The organism is Pantoea sp. EKM101V, from assembly GCF_011800325.1.
In the GTDB taxonomy this organism is placed as follows: Bacteria; Pseudomonadota; Gammaproteobacteria; order Enterobacterales; family Enterobacteriaceae; genus Pantoea; species Pantoea anthophila.
The window spans coordinates 236,290-251,902 of record NZ_JAALFP010000003.1 but is presented as its reverse complement, the minus strand read 5'-3'; the positions used below and the strand labels follow the sequence as shown (position 1 = coordinate 251,902).

Here is a 15,613-nt window from a genome sequence, read left to right as displayed (position 1 = left end):
CACTTCAGTTTTTCAGCTCAGGCCATTGGGAATCCATTTTGTTAAGAAAAGATCATAAAACCGACGATGCCGGTTTTGTCCGCTGGGCATTGCTGGCCCTTGCACTGGGCGGCTTCGGCATCGGAACCGGCGAATTCATCATGATGGGTCTGCTGCCGGACGTGTCGCGCTCGCTCGCCATCACCGAACCGCAGGCGGGCAACGCCATCGCCAGTTATGCGCTGGGGGTGGTGGTTGGCGCGCCATTTATTGCGGTGCTGGCGGCGCGGATGGCGCGTAAATCGCTGCTGCTCATCCTGATGGCACTGTTCAGCATCGGCAACGTCGCCAGCGCGATGGCCGACAGTTACCACGGCCTGATCGTGGCGCGTTTTCTGACCGGCCTGCCGCACGGCGCTTACTTTGGCGTGGCCTCACTGGTCGCGGCGTCACTGGTGTCGCCGGCGCGGCGGGGGCGTGCGCTGGCCTCGCTGATGCTGGGACTGACGGTGGCCACCCTGATTGGCGTGCCGCTCGGCTCCTGGATAGGTCAGCTGTTCAGCTGGCACGTGGTCTTCACCTTTGTCGGCGCGATTGGTCTGCTGACCTGTCTGCTGATTGGTCGCTATGTGCCTTATACACCCGGCGATTCAGAGGCTCATCCGCTGCGTGAACTGGGTGCGCTGAAAAACGCGCAGGTGCTGCTGACTCTGCTGGTGGGCGCCGTCGGTTTTGGCGGCATGTTTGCGATCTTCAGCTATATCGCCCCGACGCTGATCAATATTGCGGGTATCTCTCCCTCGCTGATCCCGTGGGCGATGGTGGCGTTCGGGCTGGGGATGATCATCGGTAATCTGGTCGGTGGCCGTCTGGCGGATGGGCCGGTGCTGAACATTATCGGCTGGACACTGCTCTGGAACGTGCTGGTGATGCTGGCCTTCCCGGTGCTGGTCCAGCATGTGGCAACCGGCCTGCTGGCGACCTTCCTGATCGGCACCTGTTCAGTGCTGCTGCCATCACTGCAGATCCGCCTGATGGATGTTGCCAATGAGTCACAGACCCTGGCAGCCGCGATGAACCATTCGGCGCTGAATATCGCCAATGCGATGGGCGCCTATCTCGGTGGCCTGACGGTGTCGCTGGGTTATGGCTGGCTGTCAACGGCGTGGGTTGGCGTGGCGCTGGGGGTCGGCGGCCTGATGGTCTTTGTGATGACGGCGCGGCATGCCGCCCGCCAGCAGGCTGAACTGGCCTGATAGCCGCCGGGCAGGGCGCAGCGGCAGCCGGGGTTGTCGCTGCGCGTGGCTGGCTGAGACCCGTGGGAAACGGGGTGCAGCCAGCCTCAGAATCGGGTTGCGGCTTTAAAGATTCAGCGTTCTTTATCTTTTCCGCCGTCCGGGAAATAAAAAAGGGCAGACAAATCAGTAAAGATGCCTGGCCGTCTGGATGTTAAAATTAAATTAAAATAATGTTTGCTAATGTCGGTCAGGCATGACTTAATAGCGTCATCGGTTTGGAACACAGACCTTATCAAAGCAGTTTTAGTCAAGCAGTCCTCAGTGCAAGCGATATCTCAAGATACCCCTTCTTCGTGAGTCTCCTCCTAAAATCCTGGTAAGTTTATTTCTGGAAGACAGGCCATCTCTGCCACCTTGTGGCTCATTATTAAGGAAGTATCGATGTCGAATAAAATGACTGGTTTAGTAAAATGGTTTGATGCGGGCAAAGGTTTTGGTTTTATCTCCCCGCAGGATGGCAGCAAAGATGTATTCGTTCACTTCTCTGCCATTCAGAGCAACGATTATAAAACCCTCGATGAAGGTCAGCAGGTCGAATTCACCATTGAAAACGGCGCTAAAGGCCCATCAGCGGCAAACGTTGTCCCGATGTAACGTCTGATGATCAATGCGGCTTACGATAGCGATGACGGCAACAGCCTGAGCAGTTAAGCGAGCATTGATGATTGAAAAAACCCGCCCTGTGCGGGTTTTTTGCGTTCTGAAGCCTGCCACTAAGCCATTCTCTCCTGGTTGCGGATGAGCCGCTGACCTCTTCATGCCGTAAAACGGTGAGAAAAAAAGATAAAATGCCGTCAGCAGGCTTATCGCGGCAGATAGCCGTTTATGGCTATGCGACTATAGAGGCAAAGAACTTCTCCTGCTGACGTTTACCACCCGGAAGGTTATCTGCTCTATGAACGCCTCTGCTGGCATCGCAATGAAGGTCATGGCTGCGTTGAGCTCCACGCTGATGCTGGCCTGTGTAAAACAACTGGATGGGGCGATACCGGTTGGCGAAGTGATCTTTTTTCGCTCGCTGCTGGCGCTGGTGCCGCTGCTCATCTGGCTGCGTATCCAGGGCAGCGTGCTGGACGGCATCCGCACCCGTAACATTCGCGGCCACGTTGTGCGTGGGCTGGCGGGGACCGGTGGGCTCTATTTCAGCTATCTTTCGCTGCTTTATATCTCACTGACCGATGCCACCGCGATCAACTATGCCGCGCCGCTGTTTACCGTGCTGCTGGCGGCGCTGCTGCTGCGTGAAAAAGTCCGTCATCACCGCTGGGTTGCCGTCTTTATGGGATTCACCGGCATTCTGGTCATGTTCTCCGGGCATCTCTCGCTGACGCAGCAGGGCAGCTTCTCGCTCTCCGCGTCGGCCGGGATCCTGCTGGCGTTAATGGCCGCATTCTGCACCGCCTGTGCGCTGGTTCAGATCCGCTTTCTTAACGGGAAGGAGAAGCCGGGAGCCATCGCTTTCTGGTTCGCCATCACCACCGCCTTAACGTCGCTGGTTACGCTGCCTGCCGGATGGAAGGTGCCGCAGGGCAATCAACTGGCGTTGCTGGTGGGCTGCGGGTTGCTGGGCGGCATCACCCAGATTCTGATGACGCTGAGTCTGCGCTACGCCGAGGCCTCACTACTGGCCCCGTTTGACTACACCACCCTGATCTGGTCGGTGGCGGTGGGCTATCTGCTGCTGGGCAACCTGCCGGACTCTGCCACCGTGGTCGGTGCGATCCTGGTGGTAACAGGGGGTCTCTACGCCGTGCTCTATGAGCGTTATCGTTTCCGCAAAACGCAGATAGTAAATGTCAGCTCGTGATCTGCTGCATCCCGCGCGCGTGTGTAAAGTGCGCAATGATAACTCAGCGTTAATAATTTGTGATCCCGGCGAGAGAAGCTCATTTTGTAATCGATTACTTTTACACTCAGACAAGGTAATCGATGACTCACGAGTGAGGTTCCTATGATTGCAACGGTGCAGGAGAGTGCAGGCCAGCGGGTGCAGCATAAGCTGCTGGTTCCGCGCCTCTCTCTGATGATGTTTATGCAGTTCTTTATCTGGGGCAGCTGGTCGGTGACGCTGGGCCTGGTCATGACCCGCCACAACATGCCGTTGCTGATCGGGGATGCCTTCTCTGCCGGGCCTATCGCCTCGATTCTGTCGCCGTTTGTGCTCGGCATGCTGGTGGATCGCTTTTTCCCTTCCCAGAAGGTGATGGCGGTGATGAATCTGGCCGGTGCGATGATTCTCTGGTTTGTGCCACAGGCACTTATGGCAGAGAACGGGGCGCTGCTGATCGCGCTCTTATTTGGCTACACGCTCTGCTTTATGCCGACGCTGGCGCTCGCAAACAACATCGCTTTTCACAGCCTCGCCAGCAGTGAGAAGAGTTTTCCCATCGTCAGGGTTTTCGGCACGCTCGGCTGGATTGCGGCGGGGATCTTTATTGGTGTCGCCGCGATCGCCGACAGTGTGGCCGTGTTTCAGCTGGCCGCACTCTGTTCCGTGCTGCTCGCTCTTTACAGCCTGACGCTGCCGCACACGCCAGCGCCGGCTAAAGGTCTGCCGGTGAAAGTCCGCGATCTCTTCTGCGCGGATGCCTTTGCCCTGCTTAAACAGCGTCATTTCTTTGTCTTTGCCCTGTGCGCCACCCTGATCTCGATTCCGCTGGGCACCTACTACGCCTTCACCGCCTCCTGGCTGGCGGATGCCGGTGTCCGCAACGTCAGCACACTGATGTCACTGGGCCAGATGTCTGAAATTCTCTTCATGCTGATCATCCCGCTGCTGTTTCGCCGCCTCGGCGTGAAGGCGATGCTGCTGATTGGCATGTCAGCGTGGTTTGTGCGTTATGCCCTGTTTGCACTGGGCATGAGTGATGAGACGCGCACCCTGATCTACCTCGGTATTCTGCTGCATGGCGTCTGCTACGACTTCTTTTTTGTGGTGGGATTTATCTACACCGATCGCATCGCCGGTGAAAAGGTTAAGGGACAGGCACAGAGCATGGTGGTGATGTTCACCTATGGCATCGGCATGCTGCTGGGTTCGCAAATCTCCGGCGCGCTCTACAACCATCTGGTTGCGGGCCAGGTGAGTGCGCAGAACTGGGCGCTGTTCTGGTGGATCCCGGCGGGCGCCGCCGCGCTGATCGCGATTATCTTCTTCTTCTCATTCCGTTACCGTGAATAAGCGCTGGCGGCGCGCAGGAGCGACAGATGAAAACAGTTAAAGGGCCGGGACTCTTCCTGTCACAGTTTATTACCTCTCAGCCTCCGTTCAACTCGCTGGCCGGACTGGCGGAATGGGCGGCGGGACTGGGATACCGGGCGCTGCAGATCCCCTGCCATCAGCCCGCCATTTTTGACCTCGAACAGGCGGCGGTGAGCCAGACTTACTGTGATGACGTGCGGGGGGTGCTGGCCGATTCTGGCCTCGAAATCAGCGAACTGTCGACGCATCTGGAAGGACAGCTGATTGCCGTCAATCCCGTCTTCGATAGCGCTTTCGATAATTTTGCACCGGCAACGCTGCGTGGCGATCCTGCCAGGCGCACGGAGTGGGCGATGACCACCCTCAGACGTGCCGCAGCCGCGTCGGAAAGGCTCGGCCTGCGCGCTCACGCCACCTTCTCCGGCTCGCTTGCCTGGCCCTGGTTCTATCCCTGGCCGCCCCACAATGCCACGCTGTTTGCAGAAGCCTTTGCCGAACTGGCGCGCCGCTGGTTGCCGCTGCTGGACGTTTTTGACCAGCACGGTGTTGATCTCTGTTATGAGATCCATCCCGGCGAAGATCTGCATGACGGTGTCACGTTTGAACGTTTTCTGGCTGAGGTCAATCATCATCCCCGCTGCAATATCCTGTTCGATCCCAGCCATCTTCACCTGCAACACATCGATTATCTGCAGTTCATCGACCACTACCATTCACGCATCGAAGCCTTTCACGTCAAGGATGCGGAGTATCAGATTAACGGGCGTAGCGGGGTCTATGGCGGCTATCAGCCCTGGCTGACGCGCGCCGGGCGTTTTCGCTCGCCGGGCGACGGCCAGATAGACTTCGGCGGCATCTTCAGTAAGCTGGCGCAGTATGACTATGGCGGCTGGGCGGTACTGGAGTGGGAGTGTTGCCTGAAGGCGGGTGAGACGGGCGCGCGGGAAGGTGCGGCGTTTATCCAGCGTCATATTATTCCGGTGGCCGATCGCGCCTTTGATGATTTTGCCGCGTCCGGTGAAAACCGCCCGTCAGTGCGTCAGCAGCTGGGGCTGGATCGCGACGCGTGAAGTGCGCGGAAAACCGGAACCGCACAGGATTAAAACAGGGAGCGCTATGTCTGTTCAGAAAATCGCCCGGATGGCCGGGGTGTCTGTCGCCACGGTTTCCAGAGTGCTGAATAACAGCGACCGGGTTAAACCGGCCAACCGGGAGAAAGTGCTGGCGGCGATAGAAGAGAGCCGCTATCAGCCCAACCTGCTGGCGCGACAGCTGCGCACCGCCCGCAGCTCGATGATTCTGGTGCTGGTCTCCGATATCTCTAACCCCTTCTGCGCTGAAGTGGTGAAAGGCATTGAGGCGCAGGCGGAGCAACAGGGGTATCGCATTCTGCTCTGTAATTCGGGGGCCGATATCGCCCGGTCGCGATCCAGTCTGCAACTGCTTTCCGGCAAGATGGTGGATGGCATCATCACCATGGACGCTTTCAGTAAGCTGCCGGAGCTGAGTCAGCTGATTGGCGCTGCGCCCTGGGTGCAGTGCGCCGAACATGATGATGAGGGGCAGGTCTCCTGCGTCGGCATTGACGATCAGCACGCCGCGCAGGCTGTGGTGCGACATCTGGCCGCCCGGGGACGCCAGCGTATTGCGCTGATCAATCATGATCTGAGCTACAAATATGCCCGGCTGCGGCAGCAGGGCTACCTCCGGCAGCTGGAAGAGGAGCAGCGGGAATGGCAGGCCATCATCTGCGCCAGCGCGTTGAGTTTTAGCGCCGGTAAAGCGGCGATGCTTGCGCTGCTGGCCGGAGAGACGCGGCCCGATGCGGTGTTTGCCGTTTCTGACACGCTGGCGGCAGGGGCAATGGCGGCGATCCAGCAGGCGGGCCTGCGGATACCCGATGATATTGCCGTGGTGGGGTTCGATGGCAGCGACCTGGCGGAGATGGTGTCACCCCCGTTAACGACCCTGGCACAGCCCTCAGGCGTGATGGGGCGCCGGGCCTGCGAGCTGCTGCTGCAAAAAATTGCCCAGCCCGATGTGCCGCCGCAGCGGGTGGTGATGCCGGCTGAGCTGGTGGTGCGGGCCAGTGGTTAAAGATGCGGATTCCGGCACAATGACGTGAGGTGAAGCGACAGCGGGGGACAATCCGGCATGAACCGGCTGCCGCTGGCAAGGCGCTCAGGCGGGTGAAAAGGGCGCAGTTGCGGCTGCGCCCTGTATGGGTCAGAGTGCGTTCAGGAAGGCCAGCAGATCCTGATTCAGCTGATCCTGATGCGTCACCGCAAAACCGTGTGGCGCATTGTCATAAACCTTCAGTTCCGCCCCCTCAATCATCTCTGCCGCCACTTTGCCGGTGGACTCAAACGGAACGACCTGATCGTTGCTGCCATGAATCACCAGCGTTGGCACCTTCACCTTCGCCACGTCTGCACGGAAATCGGTTTCGGCAAAGGCCGTCACGCAATCCACGGTGCTTTTCAGCGAGGCCAGCAGGGCAATGTTCAGCGTCTGCGTCAGGACGCCCTCGGAAACGGTCTGCCCGGCGTTGGTGCCATAGAAGGGGGTGGCAAACTCTTTGATAAACTGGGCGCGATCCTTAAGCAGGCCGTCGCGGATACCTTCAAAGACCGACATATCCACACCCTGCGGATAGTCTGCCGTTTTACCGAAGATGGGTGTAACGGCACCCAGCAGCACCAGCGCCGCCACGCGATCGCTGCCATACTGGCCGATGTAGCGCGTCACGTCGCCGCCCCCCATAGAAAAACCGACCAGCGTCACCTGCTGCAGATCGAGATGGGTGATGAGATCGTTGATATCTGAGGCAAAGGTGTCGTAATTATTGCCGTTCCAGGGTTGATCGGAGCGACCAAAACCGCGGCGGTCAAAGGCAATCACGCGATAACCGCGCCCGGCCAGGAAGTTCATCTGGCTATCCCACATATCCGCGTCCAGCGGCCAGCCGTGACTGAATAAAACAGGCTTACCGGTGCCCCAGTCCTTAAAATAGATTTGCGTGCCGTCGGTTGCTTTAAAGGTGCTCATGATATTGCCCTCTGTCTGACGTGATGGATGATATGTCGGTGATGCGCCCGTTAAACCGGGGCCACCACCCGCTGAGACGGGTCGGCCTTCCGCCCGCAATTGATAAAGCTTTAACGTGATGCTCAACTGCTGAAAACGCCTCTCAGTCTGTATGCCGGCGGTTAAGACTCTGCATCATCAATAGTAATCCGGTATTCGGGATTCATCATGAGAGGGTAGCACCTGTATGACTTTCGCCCCTGCAGACTCTGTCCTGAATTCAGTGGTCCAGAGACGAGCAGATTAAACAGCAATCTGTTGCAGGCTAAAGTCGGTTGACCTTTCTCATTCATCATCGAATGCGGAGATATGAGCTTTTCATGTTTCTAGTTACAACATACTTTAAAATTATCATCAGCCCACTGAGGCATTGTGCAGAAAAGGTCGGTCAGCCTGCAGGAGGAGATCAGCGTAATCGGCCCCTGAATGAGTACGGTAAAAAGTCATTACATTTAAAAAAAGCCTTAACTGTCAGCGATTAACCCGGATAAGCGTAGCCGTACAGATGGCGTAGTGGCTAATCCTCACTAAGCTTGTGAGGCAACCCTATAAATTCAGGGGTATTTTTCCAGCCGGAAGCTATTCGCAATGTCGCCATGGGGCTTATATGAGTGAAAATTACTGCACTATTGTTTTCAATGGTGAACGGATGCAGGGCCTGGCCGACCAGCCGCTGATCGATTTTCTGGATGCCCAGGGAATAAAATTGCCTCATGTCTGTTACCATCCGGCGCTGTCGCCCTTACAGAGCTGTGATGTCTGCTGGGTAGAAGCCAACGGTGAGCGGGTGCGGGGCTGTACGCTGCGAACCGAAGAGGGCTTAACGGTGCAGAGTGAAGGCCAGGTGCTGGAGGCGATGCAGCAGGAGGGGATGGATCGCCTGCTTAACCGTCATGAACTCTACTGCACCGTCTGCGAACACAATACCGGGGACTGCACGCTGCATAACGCCGTGGCCGATATGCACATTCCGATTCAGTACTATCCTCATCAGCCCAAGCCCTACGCGAAAGATCACTCTAATCCGTTTTACACCTACGACCCTGACCAGTGCATCCTGTGCGGTCGCTGTGTTGAAGCGTGCCAGAATGTCGAGGTTAACGAGACGCTCTCCATTGACTACACCCAGGCGCATCCGCGTGTGCTGTGGGATGGCGGCACCGAAATCGCCGGTTCCAGCTGCGTCAGCTGTGGTCACTGCGTCACCGTCTGCCCCTGCAATGCGCTACTGGAAAAAACCATGCAGCCCGATGCGGGGCCGTTCACGGCGATGGATGAAGGGCTGAAGCGCCCGCTTATCGACTTCGTCAAAGCGCTGGAGAACAGCATCGGCATGGAGCCGATCACCGGCGTTTCAAAAATTGATGTGGCACTGCGGCAGTCGGAAATCAAACGGACTAAAACGGTCTGTACTTATTGCGGCGTCGGATGCAGTTTTGAAATCTGGACCCGCGATCGCCACATCCTGAAAATTCAGCCGGTGGCAGAGGCCCCCGCCAACGGTATTTCCACCTGCGTGAAAGGCAAATTCGGCTGGGACTTCGTGAACAGTCCTGAACGACTGACCACCCCGCTGATCCGTGAGAACGGACGTTTCCGGCCCGCCAGCTGGGATGAGGCGCTGCAACGGGTGGCGGAGGGGTTGCAGGCCGTGGCGCGGCGTCACGGCGGGGATGCGATTGGCTTTATCGGCTCCAGTAAAGCCAGCAACGAAGAAGCCTATCTGACGCAGAAAATTGCCCGGCTGATCTTCGGCACTAACAACGTCGACAACTCCTCCCGTTACTGCCAGAACCCGGCGACAGAGGGACTGTTTCGCACGGTGGGTTATGGCGGTGACGCCGGAACGATTGCAGACCTGCAGCAGACGGAACTGATTGTCCTGGTGGGCAGTAACCTCTCTGAAAATCACCCGGTTATCGCCTCTCACATCAAACAGAGTCACAAACATCGCGGTCAGAAGCTGCTGGTTGTCGATCCGCGCCGTCATGAAATGGCCGAGCGTGCCGACTGCTATCTGCGCATCCGTCCCGGCACCGATCTGGTGTGGGCCTCAGCGATGGCGAAATATATGTTTGACCACGGTTATGCCGATGAGTCATTTCTGGCGCAGCGGGTTAATCAGGTGGAGGCGTACCAGGCTTCACTGGCTCCCTTTACCCTGGCTTTTGCCAGCGAGATCTGTGGCCTGAGCGAACCGGCGCTGATCGAAGCCGCTGAGATGATCGGCCAGGCGGGCAGTGCCTGTATTTTATGGGCGATGGGCATCACGCAGCACAGCCACGGCGCAGACACCAGCACGGCACTGTCGAATCTGCTGCTGGTCACCGGCAACTATGGCCGGCCCGGCACCGGTGGCTATCCGATGCGCGGCCATAACAATGTGCAGGGCGCCAGTGACTTTGGCTGTCTGAGTAATCTCTACCCTGGCTATGAGAAAGTGACCGATCCGGCAATGCGTGAAAAATGGGCGCGTGCCTGGGGCGTGGCACCGGAAGCGCTCTCCGACAAAGCGGGGGCCGATAACTTTAAAATGGTGAAAGAGGCCGGTGAGGGCACGATTCGCGCAATGTACATCACCGGGGAGGATACGGCGTTTGCTGATGCCGATTCCGCGTCGGTGCATGCTGCCTTCACTAAACTGGAATTTATGGTGGTGCAGGACATCTTTATGTCGCGCACCGCTGAATTTGCCGATGTCATCTTGCCCGGCTGCCCGAGCGTCGAAAAAGAGGGCACCTATGTCAACACCGAGCGGCGTATCCAGCACTTCTCTCCGGCGATGAAACCCCTGGGTGACAGCCGACCTGACTGGCAGATCTTTACCGAACTCGCCGCCCGTCTGGGCCACCCGTGGCACTATCCAAATCCCGGTGCGATCATGGCGGAGGCAGCAGGGATTGCAGAAATCTTTGCGGGCGTCAGCTATGAACAGCTGGTTGGCTGGCAGTCGCAGCTCTGGCCGGTGAGCGCGGCGGGCGAAAGCACTCCGCGGCTCTATACCGAGCGGTTTAACTTCCCGGATGGCAAAGCCCGGCTCTATCCGCTGAGCTGGCAGCCTCCCGCCGAGCAGGAGGATGCGGAATATAATCTGCTGCTGAATAACGGCCGGATGCTGGAGCATTTTCAGTCGATGAATCAGACCGGGCAGGGCGGACGCATGCTGTCACTCTCGCCCAACGCCTTTGTGGAGATCTCACCGGCGCTGGCGGCGTCGCGCAGCCTGACCGAAGGGGAGTGGGTGCGTATCACCTCGCGGCGCGGTTCGGTGGATGTGCCGGTTGTCATTACCGAACGCGTGGCCGGTCATATTCTCTTTATGCCAATCCACCACGGAAAGGATGGCGTTAATGCCCTGACCGGGGAACATCACGATCCTGACGTCAACACACCCGCCTATAAAGAGATTGCCGTCAATATGAAGCGTATTGACCGCCGTCCGCAGCCCGACCCGATACCGCTTCACAACTTCCGGCACGGCAGCCGGACCCCACTCGATCATCTGCCGATTGAGCAAAAGTGGCAGCAGGCTGGCTATCGTGAGCCGCCTGAACATGTTGAAAAACCGGAGAAATTTTAATGGCTGAACGGATAACATATCAGGTTACGCCTGCGCGAACCGAACCGACCGCCAGAGAGGCGATGGATGAGCTGATTGAAAATCTCCACCAGCACGGTTTTCTGCGCCTGGCGAACGATCTGGTGAAGTCGAATAGCGAGGTGGGTAAGATTCTGGTGTCGGGCCTTAATCAGCCCGGCACGCAGAATGCCCTTCAGAACATTTCGCTGCTGATGATGACGCTGGGCAGTGTGCCGCCTGAGCGGTTCAATCATCTGTTGCAGGCGATCCGTGATGCGGCAATGGCCGTCAAACCGGCGCGGGAAGAGGCCCGTCAGGAAAAAGCCGCGCCGGGCATTCGCGGCATCATCCGTCTGCTTAATGATGAGGAGCTGTGGCGCGGCCTGCGTCCTCTCCTGACGGCGCTGGATGTCTTCTCTCAGCAGATCGACAGGGAAGAGGAGAAACCGATCACCCGTTTCAGCGGCAAACCGAGCCGGGAATAGTGCTTCCCGGCTGGCTCAGCGGGTCGGCGTGTAAACCAGATGACCCGCGATCCCACCGGCACCGCCATCTTTGGGGTGATTCATGCCATCGGAGACCGGCACGTCGGTGAAATCAAAGGGCGAAACCCCGTCCAGGCAGGCGACGTTCACGCCGAACTGATCGGGTTGCGAGCGGCTCTGATGGAAGGTGTAGATGCCGCAGACCGAGCAGAAGTAGTGTCCCACCTGTTTGCTGTTAAAGCGATATTCGGTGAGCTGCGCGTCACCCTGCGTTAACGCCACGTGGGTGGCAAATACCACGACTGCGCCGCGCATCCGGCAAAATGAGCAGTTGCAGCGGCGCACCGTGTTAAACCCATCTTTCAGCGTCACCCTGAATGCCACTGCGCCACAGTGGCATTGAGCCGTTAGTTCTTCGTGCATTGCCTTCTCCCGTGTCGTAATTCCAGCCAGCTTTCAGCCTACGCCAGAACCGGGGGTTTGGCAGCCTTCGCGTCGGATTTGTTGTTAATCAGCAGATAAAGTCTTATCACCCTGATCTCGATCGGGGAAAAAATGCTTTCGCTGTGAAATGGTGCCCTGTTTTCAATGACGTTAACTTTCATTCAACAAGGAGCATTAACTATGATGGAAATATCAACGCATAAGCTGACTGACGGTATCGCGCTGACGTTGCGTCAGCCAGCAGGAGAAAAGCCTGCCCCGGTCATTATCCTGTGCCACGGCTTTTGTGGTATTCAGGGCATTCTGTTGCCTGCCTTCGCAGAAGCGTTTACGCAGGCGGGCTTTGCGACGGTAACCTTCGACTATCGCGGATTTGGTGACAGCGAGGGTGAACGCGGTCGCCTGGTTCCGGCGCTGCAGATTGCTGACATTCTTTCGGTGCTGGCGTGGGTAAAAGATCAACCGGCGCTGGATGCGAACAGAACAGGTCTGTGGGGAACGTCGTTCGGTGGTTGTCATATCTTTGGTGCCGCAGCCGGTAATCCTGATGTGAAATGTCTGGTCAGTCAGCTCGCCTTCGCTGACGGAGAAGAGATTGTTACCGGGAAACTGGATGCGGCTGAAAAGGCTGCTTTCATCGCAACCCTGGAGAAAATGGACCAGAAACGCCAGAGCAGTGGCAAAGAGATGTTCGTTGCCATCACTCGTGTGCTGAATGATGAGGAATCTAAAACGTTCTTTGCGGAGAACCGGCAGCAGTTTCCCGCAATGGATATTAAAATCCCATTTTTAACCGTGCTGGAAACGCTGCGCTATAAGCCTGCCGTCAATGCGGCAAAAGTGACCTGTCCGACACTGGTGGTGGTTGCCGGTCAGGACAGCGTAAATCCCCCTGAACAGGGGCGCGCACTCTTTGAAGCCGCCGGGGCAGCGGAAAAAGAATTTTTTGTCGCTGAGCATGCCCGTCACTATGATCTCTACAGTGGCGACCACTTCGCTTCAGTCATCAAGGCGCAGATTGCGTGGTTCACCGCGCATCTCTGAACCCGTCAGCCTTGCAGCCTGACCCAGCGGCGGCCCGCCAGCACCGTCAGAGCCACGATGGTCAGGCCTGCGGCCAGATGCATGGAGAAGTCGATGGCATGCAGGTGGGTTTCATGGCATAGCGACAGCAGCATAGATGAGGTGAATGCGCTGCTGCAGCCGGTCAGGGCCAGACTGCGCGCCGGATGGAGTGATCGGGTACGCTGCAGGGCAACCACGGAGATCAGCATCATCGGCACACTGGCAGAGAGCATAAACAAATAGCAGTGTATCCCTTCACCAAACCGGCCTGCTGCCGCTGGCGGTTCTGACGATGACATATTAATCAGATTCAGCGCCAGCCAGATCGCCGTCAGCACTGCCGAACCGCGCAGGCTGAGGGGTTTCCTTCCCGCAATGCTCAGTGTAAAGGCTGCCGCCAGCATGTTGCCCGCGATGATAAGTGACAGCACCAGGCCAGCAAGCGCCAGTAACGCGCCGGGCTGCGACCAGTCTGTGAGCCTGGTGTGAAATGCCCAGCTGCTCAGCGCACCGCATGGCAGGGCCAGCGCGATCCAGCCCGCCACCCGCCAGGGTGTTGGCCACACCCGTCGTACCGGCTGTGCAGAGGCGCTGAGCTGATTGATTAACTGGTCATGATTTTTCATGATGACCCCGTCCATATTTACGAAGATTAACCATTGCGCGATGCAACAGGGATTTAACCGCAGAGAGCGACTGATGCGTTTCAGCGGCCGCCTGCGCCAGGCTCTGCTCACGCAGATGTACGGATTCAACAATTTCCCGCTGACGAAGCGGAAGGGTGTCCAGATAACCCGAGAGGATATCGGCATCGGCGGCGCTGTCAGCCCCGGCAGCAGGCTGGCGTTGCAGCACCTCCTCATCCTGGACTTCCTGACGTCGGCCATGCTGACGCAGCGCATCAATGGTCCGGGCAGCGGTGATAGCCGCTACCCAGGGGAGGATAGGACGCTGCGGGTCATAGGTATGCCGCACCCGGTGGATCGCCAGCAGCGTCTCCTGAATCACATCCTCAACCAGGGCCTCGTCGCGGATTTTTTTGCACACCAGTGCCCGGATGGCCGGAACCATCGCTTTCAGTAACTGGTTATAGGCCGCTCTGTCGCCCGCCTGTGCGCGTGCCATCAGCGCTGGCCACTGCTGTGCGCGCCGATCAGTTTCTGGCATCGGACATTAGCCGGTCAGCGCCCCAGGCGCCTGTTGGTTCAGTCGTTTCAGGTTTTCTTTCCTTTTTCCGTCGCCTTATCCAGCGCTGATATGACAATCCCCGGCGTCAGCACCTGTGGCAGCACTTCCGGTTTCCCTCCGTCAGCCGGGTAGACCACGTAGAGCGGGAGTCCGCCACGACCGAAGTCGCTGAGTGCCTGTTCCACATCAGGATTGTACTGGGTGGAGTCCGCCACCATGTAGATCGTACTGGTGCGCGCCATCGCGGCTTTTACCGCCTGCGTCGACAGCGAGGTGCGGTCGTTGACCTGACAGGTGATACACCAGGAGGCCGTGAAGTTCACTAAAATGGGCTTGCCCTGGCCTTTGATCGCGTCAACGTTTTGCGGTGACCAGGCAACGGCAGCGGCCGCCTGTGAGGCGGTATCTGTGTCGGCAGGTGCGGCGGCAAAACTGTTGAGGTTCATCAAAGGCACCACGACCAGCGCGAGGAAAAACGCGGTGGCAACATGCAGCATCCCGTGACGCTGACCCATCATACGGCGTTTCTGCGCCATGCCATACAGCCACGCTGCAAAACTCAGCAGCAGGCAGCAGGCCAGAATCGCGGCCAGAGCGGCTGAGCCTGCCTGACGTTCCAGCACCCAGATCAACCAGCCCACCGCGCCGAGCATCGGGAAGGCCAGGCTCTGTTTGAGCGTGTTCATCCAGGCGCCCGGTTTTGGCAGAATCCGCGCCAGTACCGGGAAAAAGGAGATCAGGGTGAAGGGGGCAGCGAAGCCCAGCGCCAGCGCGATGAAGATCACCAGGCTGACCAGCGGGGGCTGCGTCAGCGCGTAGCCTACTGCGCTCGCCATAAAAGGTGCGCTACAGGGCGTGGCGACGATAATAGCCAGCGCGCCGGTCAGTGCCGACCCCACCAGACCACCGCGGTCGCTTCCCACGCCGCCAACCCGCTGTATCGACAGCCCGACTTCAAACAGTCCGAGCAGGTTCAGCGCCGAACCCAGCATCACCAGAATCAGGGCAGCAATGACCAGTGGCGATTGCAGCTGAAAGCCCCAGCCCACCGATGCACCGCCTGCCCGTGCCAGCAGCAGCACCGCCGTCAGGGCGACCATGGTCACCACGACGCCCAGCAGAAACGCCACGCCCTCCGCTCTGGCGTGCGAAGGGGTGGCATGATGGCGGATCAGGCTCAGCGCTTTCAGTGAAATCACCGGAAACACGCATGGCATCAGGTTCAGTATAATGCCGCCCAGAAAGGCGGCTGCAATCGCAGTCAGCATGATTTACCTGCTCAGAT

Annotated in this window: 14 protein-coding genes; 9 read left to right on the top strand and 5 right to left on the bottom strand. The window is 58.2% G+C overall.

The genetic code is table 11. The features are described 5' to 3' along the window. The first annotated feature begins 38 nt into the window (after nt 1–38). The 6 genes from HFD92_RS07395 to HFD92_RS07370 all read left to right on the top strand — a co-directional run bounded on the left by HFD92_RS07395 (nt 39) and on the right by HFD92_RS07370 (nt 6,576). The gene (locus HFD92_RS07395) at nt 39–1,235 is read left to right on the top strand and encodes an MFS transporter (protein WP_009093014.1); all 1,197 of its coding nucleotides are present in this window, start codon (nt 39–41) and stop codon (nt 1,233–1,235) included. 423 nt (nt 1,236–1,658) lie between these two features. Then, the gene (gene cspA / locus HFD92_RS07390) at nt 1,659–1,871 is read left to right on the top strand and encodes an RNA chaperone/antiterminator CspA (RefSeq protein WP_003855207.1); all 213 of its coding nucleotides are present in this window, start codon (nt 1,659–1,661) and stop codon (nt 1,869–1,871) included. Between the two features lie 301 nt (nt 1,872–2,172). Continuing rightward, nucleotides 2,173–3,084, top strand: coding sequence for a DMT family transporter (locus HFD92_RS07385; RefSeq protein WP_167428643.1), 912 nt, complete (start codon nt 2,173–2,175; stop codon nt 3,082–3,084). 144 nt (nt 3,085–3,228) lie between these two features. Beyond that, nucleotides 3,229–4,458 (top strand): MFS transporter, encoded by a 1,230-nt coding sequence (locus HFD92_RS07380; protein ID WP_167428642.1) that lies wholly within the window; start codon nt 3,229–3,231, stop codon nt 4,456–4,458. 26 nt (nt 4,459–4,484) lie between these two features. Beyond that, on the top strand, nt 4,485–5,549 hold the full coding sequence (locus HFD92_RS07375; RefSeq protein WP_167428641.1) for a sugar phosphate isomerase/epimerase: 1,065 nt from the start codon (nt 4,485–4,487) through the stop codon (nt 5,547–5,549). 46 nt (nt 5,550–5,595) lie between these two features. Continuing rightward, nucleotides 5,596–6,576, top strand: coding sequence for a LacI family DNA-binding transcriptional regulator (locus HFD92_RS07370; protein WP_167428640.1), 981 nt, complete (start codon nt 5,596–5,598; stop codon nt 6,574–6,576). 129 nt (nt 6,577–6,705) lie between these two features. Here the strand turns inward: HFD92_RS07370 and HFD92_RS07365 are convergent, their stop codons facing one another. Further along, nucleotides 6,706–7,527, bottom strand: a complete 822-nt coding sequence (locus HFD92_RS07365; RefSeq protein WP_046102644.1) for an alpha/beta fold hydrolase — start codon at nt 7,525–7,527, stop codon at nt 6,706–6,708. Nucleotides 7,528–8,173: 646 nt separating this feature from the next. Between HFD92_RS07365 and fdhF the strand changes: the two genes are divergently transcribed. Together fdhF and HFD92_RS07355 are read left to right on the top strand one after the other, a co-directional pair. Beyond that, the gene (gene fdhF, locus HFD92_RS07360; RefSeq protein WP_167428639.1) at nt 8,174–11,146 is read left to right on the top strand and encodes a formate dehydrogenase subunit alpha; all 2,973 of its coding nucleotides are present in this window, start codon (nt 8,174–8,176) and stop codon (nt 11,144–11,146) included. After that, nucleotides 11,146–11,631 carry a DUF1641 domain-containing protein gene (locus HFD92_RS07355; protein WP_140029194.1) on the top strand — a complete coding sequence of 162 codons (486 nt, stop codon included), beginning with the start codon at nt 11,146–11,148 and terminating at the stop codon, nt 11,629–11,631. The genes fdhF and HFD92_RS07355 overlap by 1 nt, the downstream gene beginning before the upstream one ends. A gap of 15 nt (nt 11,632–11,646) precedes the next feature. Here the strand turns inward: HFD92_RS07355 and HFD92_RS07350 are convergent, their stop codons facing one another. Then, the gene (locus HFD92_RS07350; protein WP_111207122.1) at nt 11,647–12,054 is read right to left on the bottom strand and encodes a GFA family protein; all 408 of its coding nucleotides are present in this window, start codon (nt 12,052–12,054) and stop codon (nt 11,647–11,649) included. Nucleotides 12,055–12,258: 204 nt separating this feature from the next. Between HFD92_RS07350 and HFD92_RS07345 the strand changes: the two genes are divergently transcribed. After that, nucleotides 12,259–13,119: an alpha/beta hydrolase gene (locus HFD92_RS07345; RefSeq protein ID WP_167428715.1), complete on the top strand. Its 861-nt coding sequence runs from the start codon at nt 12,259–12,261 to the stop codon at nt 13,117–13,119. 5 nt (nt 13,120–13,124) lie between these two features. Here the strand turns inward: HFD92_RS07345 and HFD92_RS07340 are convergent, their stop codons facing one another. Genes HFD92_RS07340 through HFD92_RS07330 form a run of 3 tightly spaced genes read right to left on the bottom strand, consistent with a single transcriptional unit; the run spans nt 13,125 to nt 15,596 of the window. Continuing rightward, nucleotides 13,125–13,766 carry an NrsF family protein gene (locus tag HFD92_RS07340; protein ID WP_167428638.1) on the bottom strand — a complete coding sequence of 214 codons (642 nt, stop codon included), beginning with the start codon at nt 13,764–13,766 and terminating at the stop codon, nt 13,125–13,127. After that, on the bottom strand, nt 13,753–14,307 hold the full coding sequence (locus HFD92_RS07335) for a sigma-70 family RNA polymerase sigma factor (protein WP_167428637.1): 555 nt from the start codon (nt 14,305–14,307) through the stop codon (nt 13,753–13,755). The genes HFD92_RS07340 and HFD92_RS07335 overlap by 14 nt, the downstream gene beginning before the upstream one ends. 47 nt (nt 14,308–14,354) lie before the next feature. Beyond that, complete coding sequence (locus HFD92_RS07330) at nt 14,355–15,596, bottom strand: protein-disulfide reductase DsbD (RefSeq protein ID WP_167428636.1); 1,242 nt, start codon at nt 15,594–15,596, stop codon at nt 14,355–14,357. Nucleotides 15,597–15,613: the final 17 nt, after the last annotated feature.

What these genes read in the sequence shown, in the direction of transcription:
- HFD92_RS07370 (WP_167428640.1), top strand. Translation starts at nt 5,596, where the DNA reads ATGTCTGTTCAGAAAATCGCCCGGATGGCCGGGGTGTCTGTCGCCACG.
- HFD92_RS07365 (WP_046102644.1), bottom strand. Translation starts at nt 7,527, where the DNA reads ATGAGCACCTTTAAAGCAACCGACGGCACGCAAATCTATTTTAAGGAC.
- HFD92_RS07380 (WP_167428642.1), top strand. Translation starts at nt 3,229, where the DNA reads ATGATTGCAACGGTGCAGGAGAGTGCAGGCCAGCGGGTGCAGCATAAG.
- fdhF (WP_167428639.1), top strand. Translation starts at nt 8,174, where the DNA reads ATGAGTGAAAATTACTGCACTATTGTTTTCAATGGTGAACGGATGCAG.
- HFD92_RS07355 (WP_140029194.1), top strand. Translation starts at nt 11,146, where the DNA reads ATGGCTGAACGGATAACATATCAGGTTACGCCTGCGCGAACCGAACCG.
- cspA (WP_003855207.1), top strand. Translation starts at nt 1,659, where the DNA reads ATGTCGAATAAAATGACTGGTTTAGTAAAATGGTTTGATGCGGGCAAA.
- HFD92_RS07345 (WP_167428715.1), top strand. Translation starts at nt 12,259, where the DNA reads ATGGAAATATCAACGCATAAGCTGACTGACGGTATCGCGCTGACGTTG.
- HFD92_RS07375 (WP_167428641.1), top strand. Translation starts at nt 4,485, where the DNA reads ATGAAAACAGTTAAAGGGCCGGGACTCTTCCTGTCACAGTTTATTACC.
- HFD92_RS07335 (WP_167428637.1), bottom strand. Translation starts at nt 14,307, where the DNA reads ATGCCAGAAACTGATCGGCGCGCACAGCAGTGGCCAGCGCTGATGGCA.
- HFD92_RS07340 (WP_167428638.1), bottom strand. Translation starts at nt 13,766, where the DNA reads ATGAAAAATCATGACCAGTTAATCAATCAGCTCAGCGCCTCTGCACAG.
- HFD92_RS07385 (WP_167428643.1), top strand. Translation starts at nt 2,173, where the DNA reads ATGAACGCCTCTGCTGGCATCGCAATGAAGGTCATGGCTGCGTTGAGC.
- HFD92_RS07350 (WP_111207122.1), bottom strand. Translation starts at nt 12,054, where the DNA reads ATGCACGAAGAACTAACGGCTCAATGCCACTGTGGCGCAGTGGCATTC.
- HFD92_RS07330 (WP_167428636.1), bottom strand. Translation starts at nt 15,596, where the DNA reads ATGCTGACTGCGATTGCAGCCGCCTTTCTGGGCGGCATTATACTGAAC.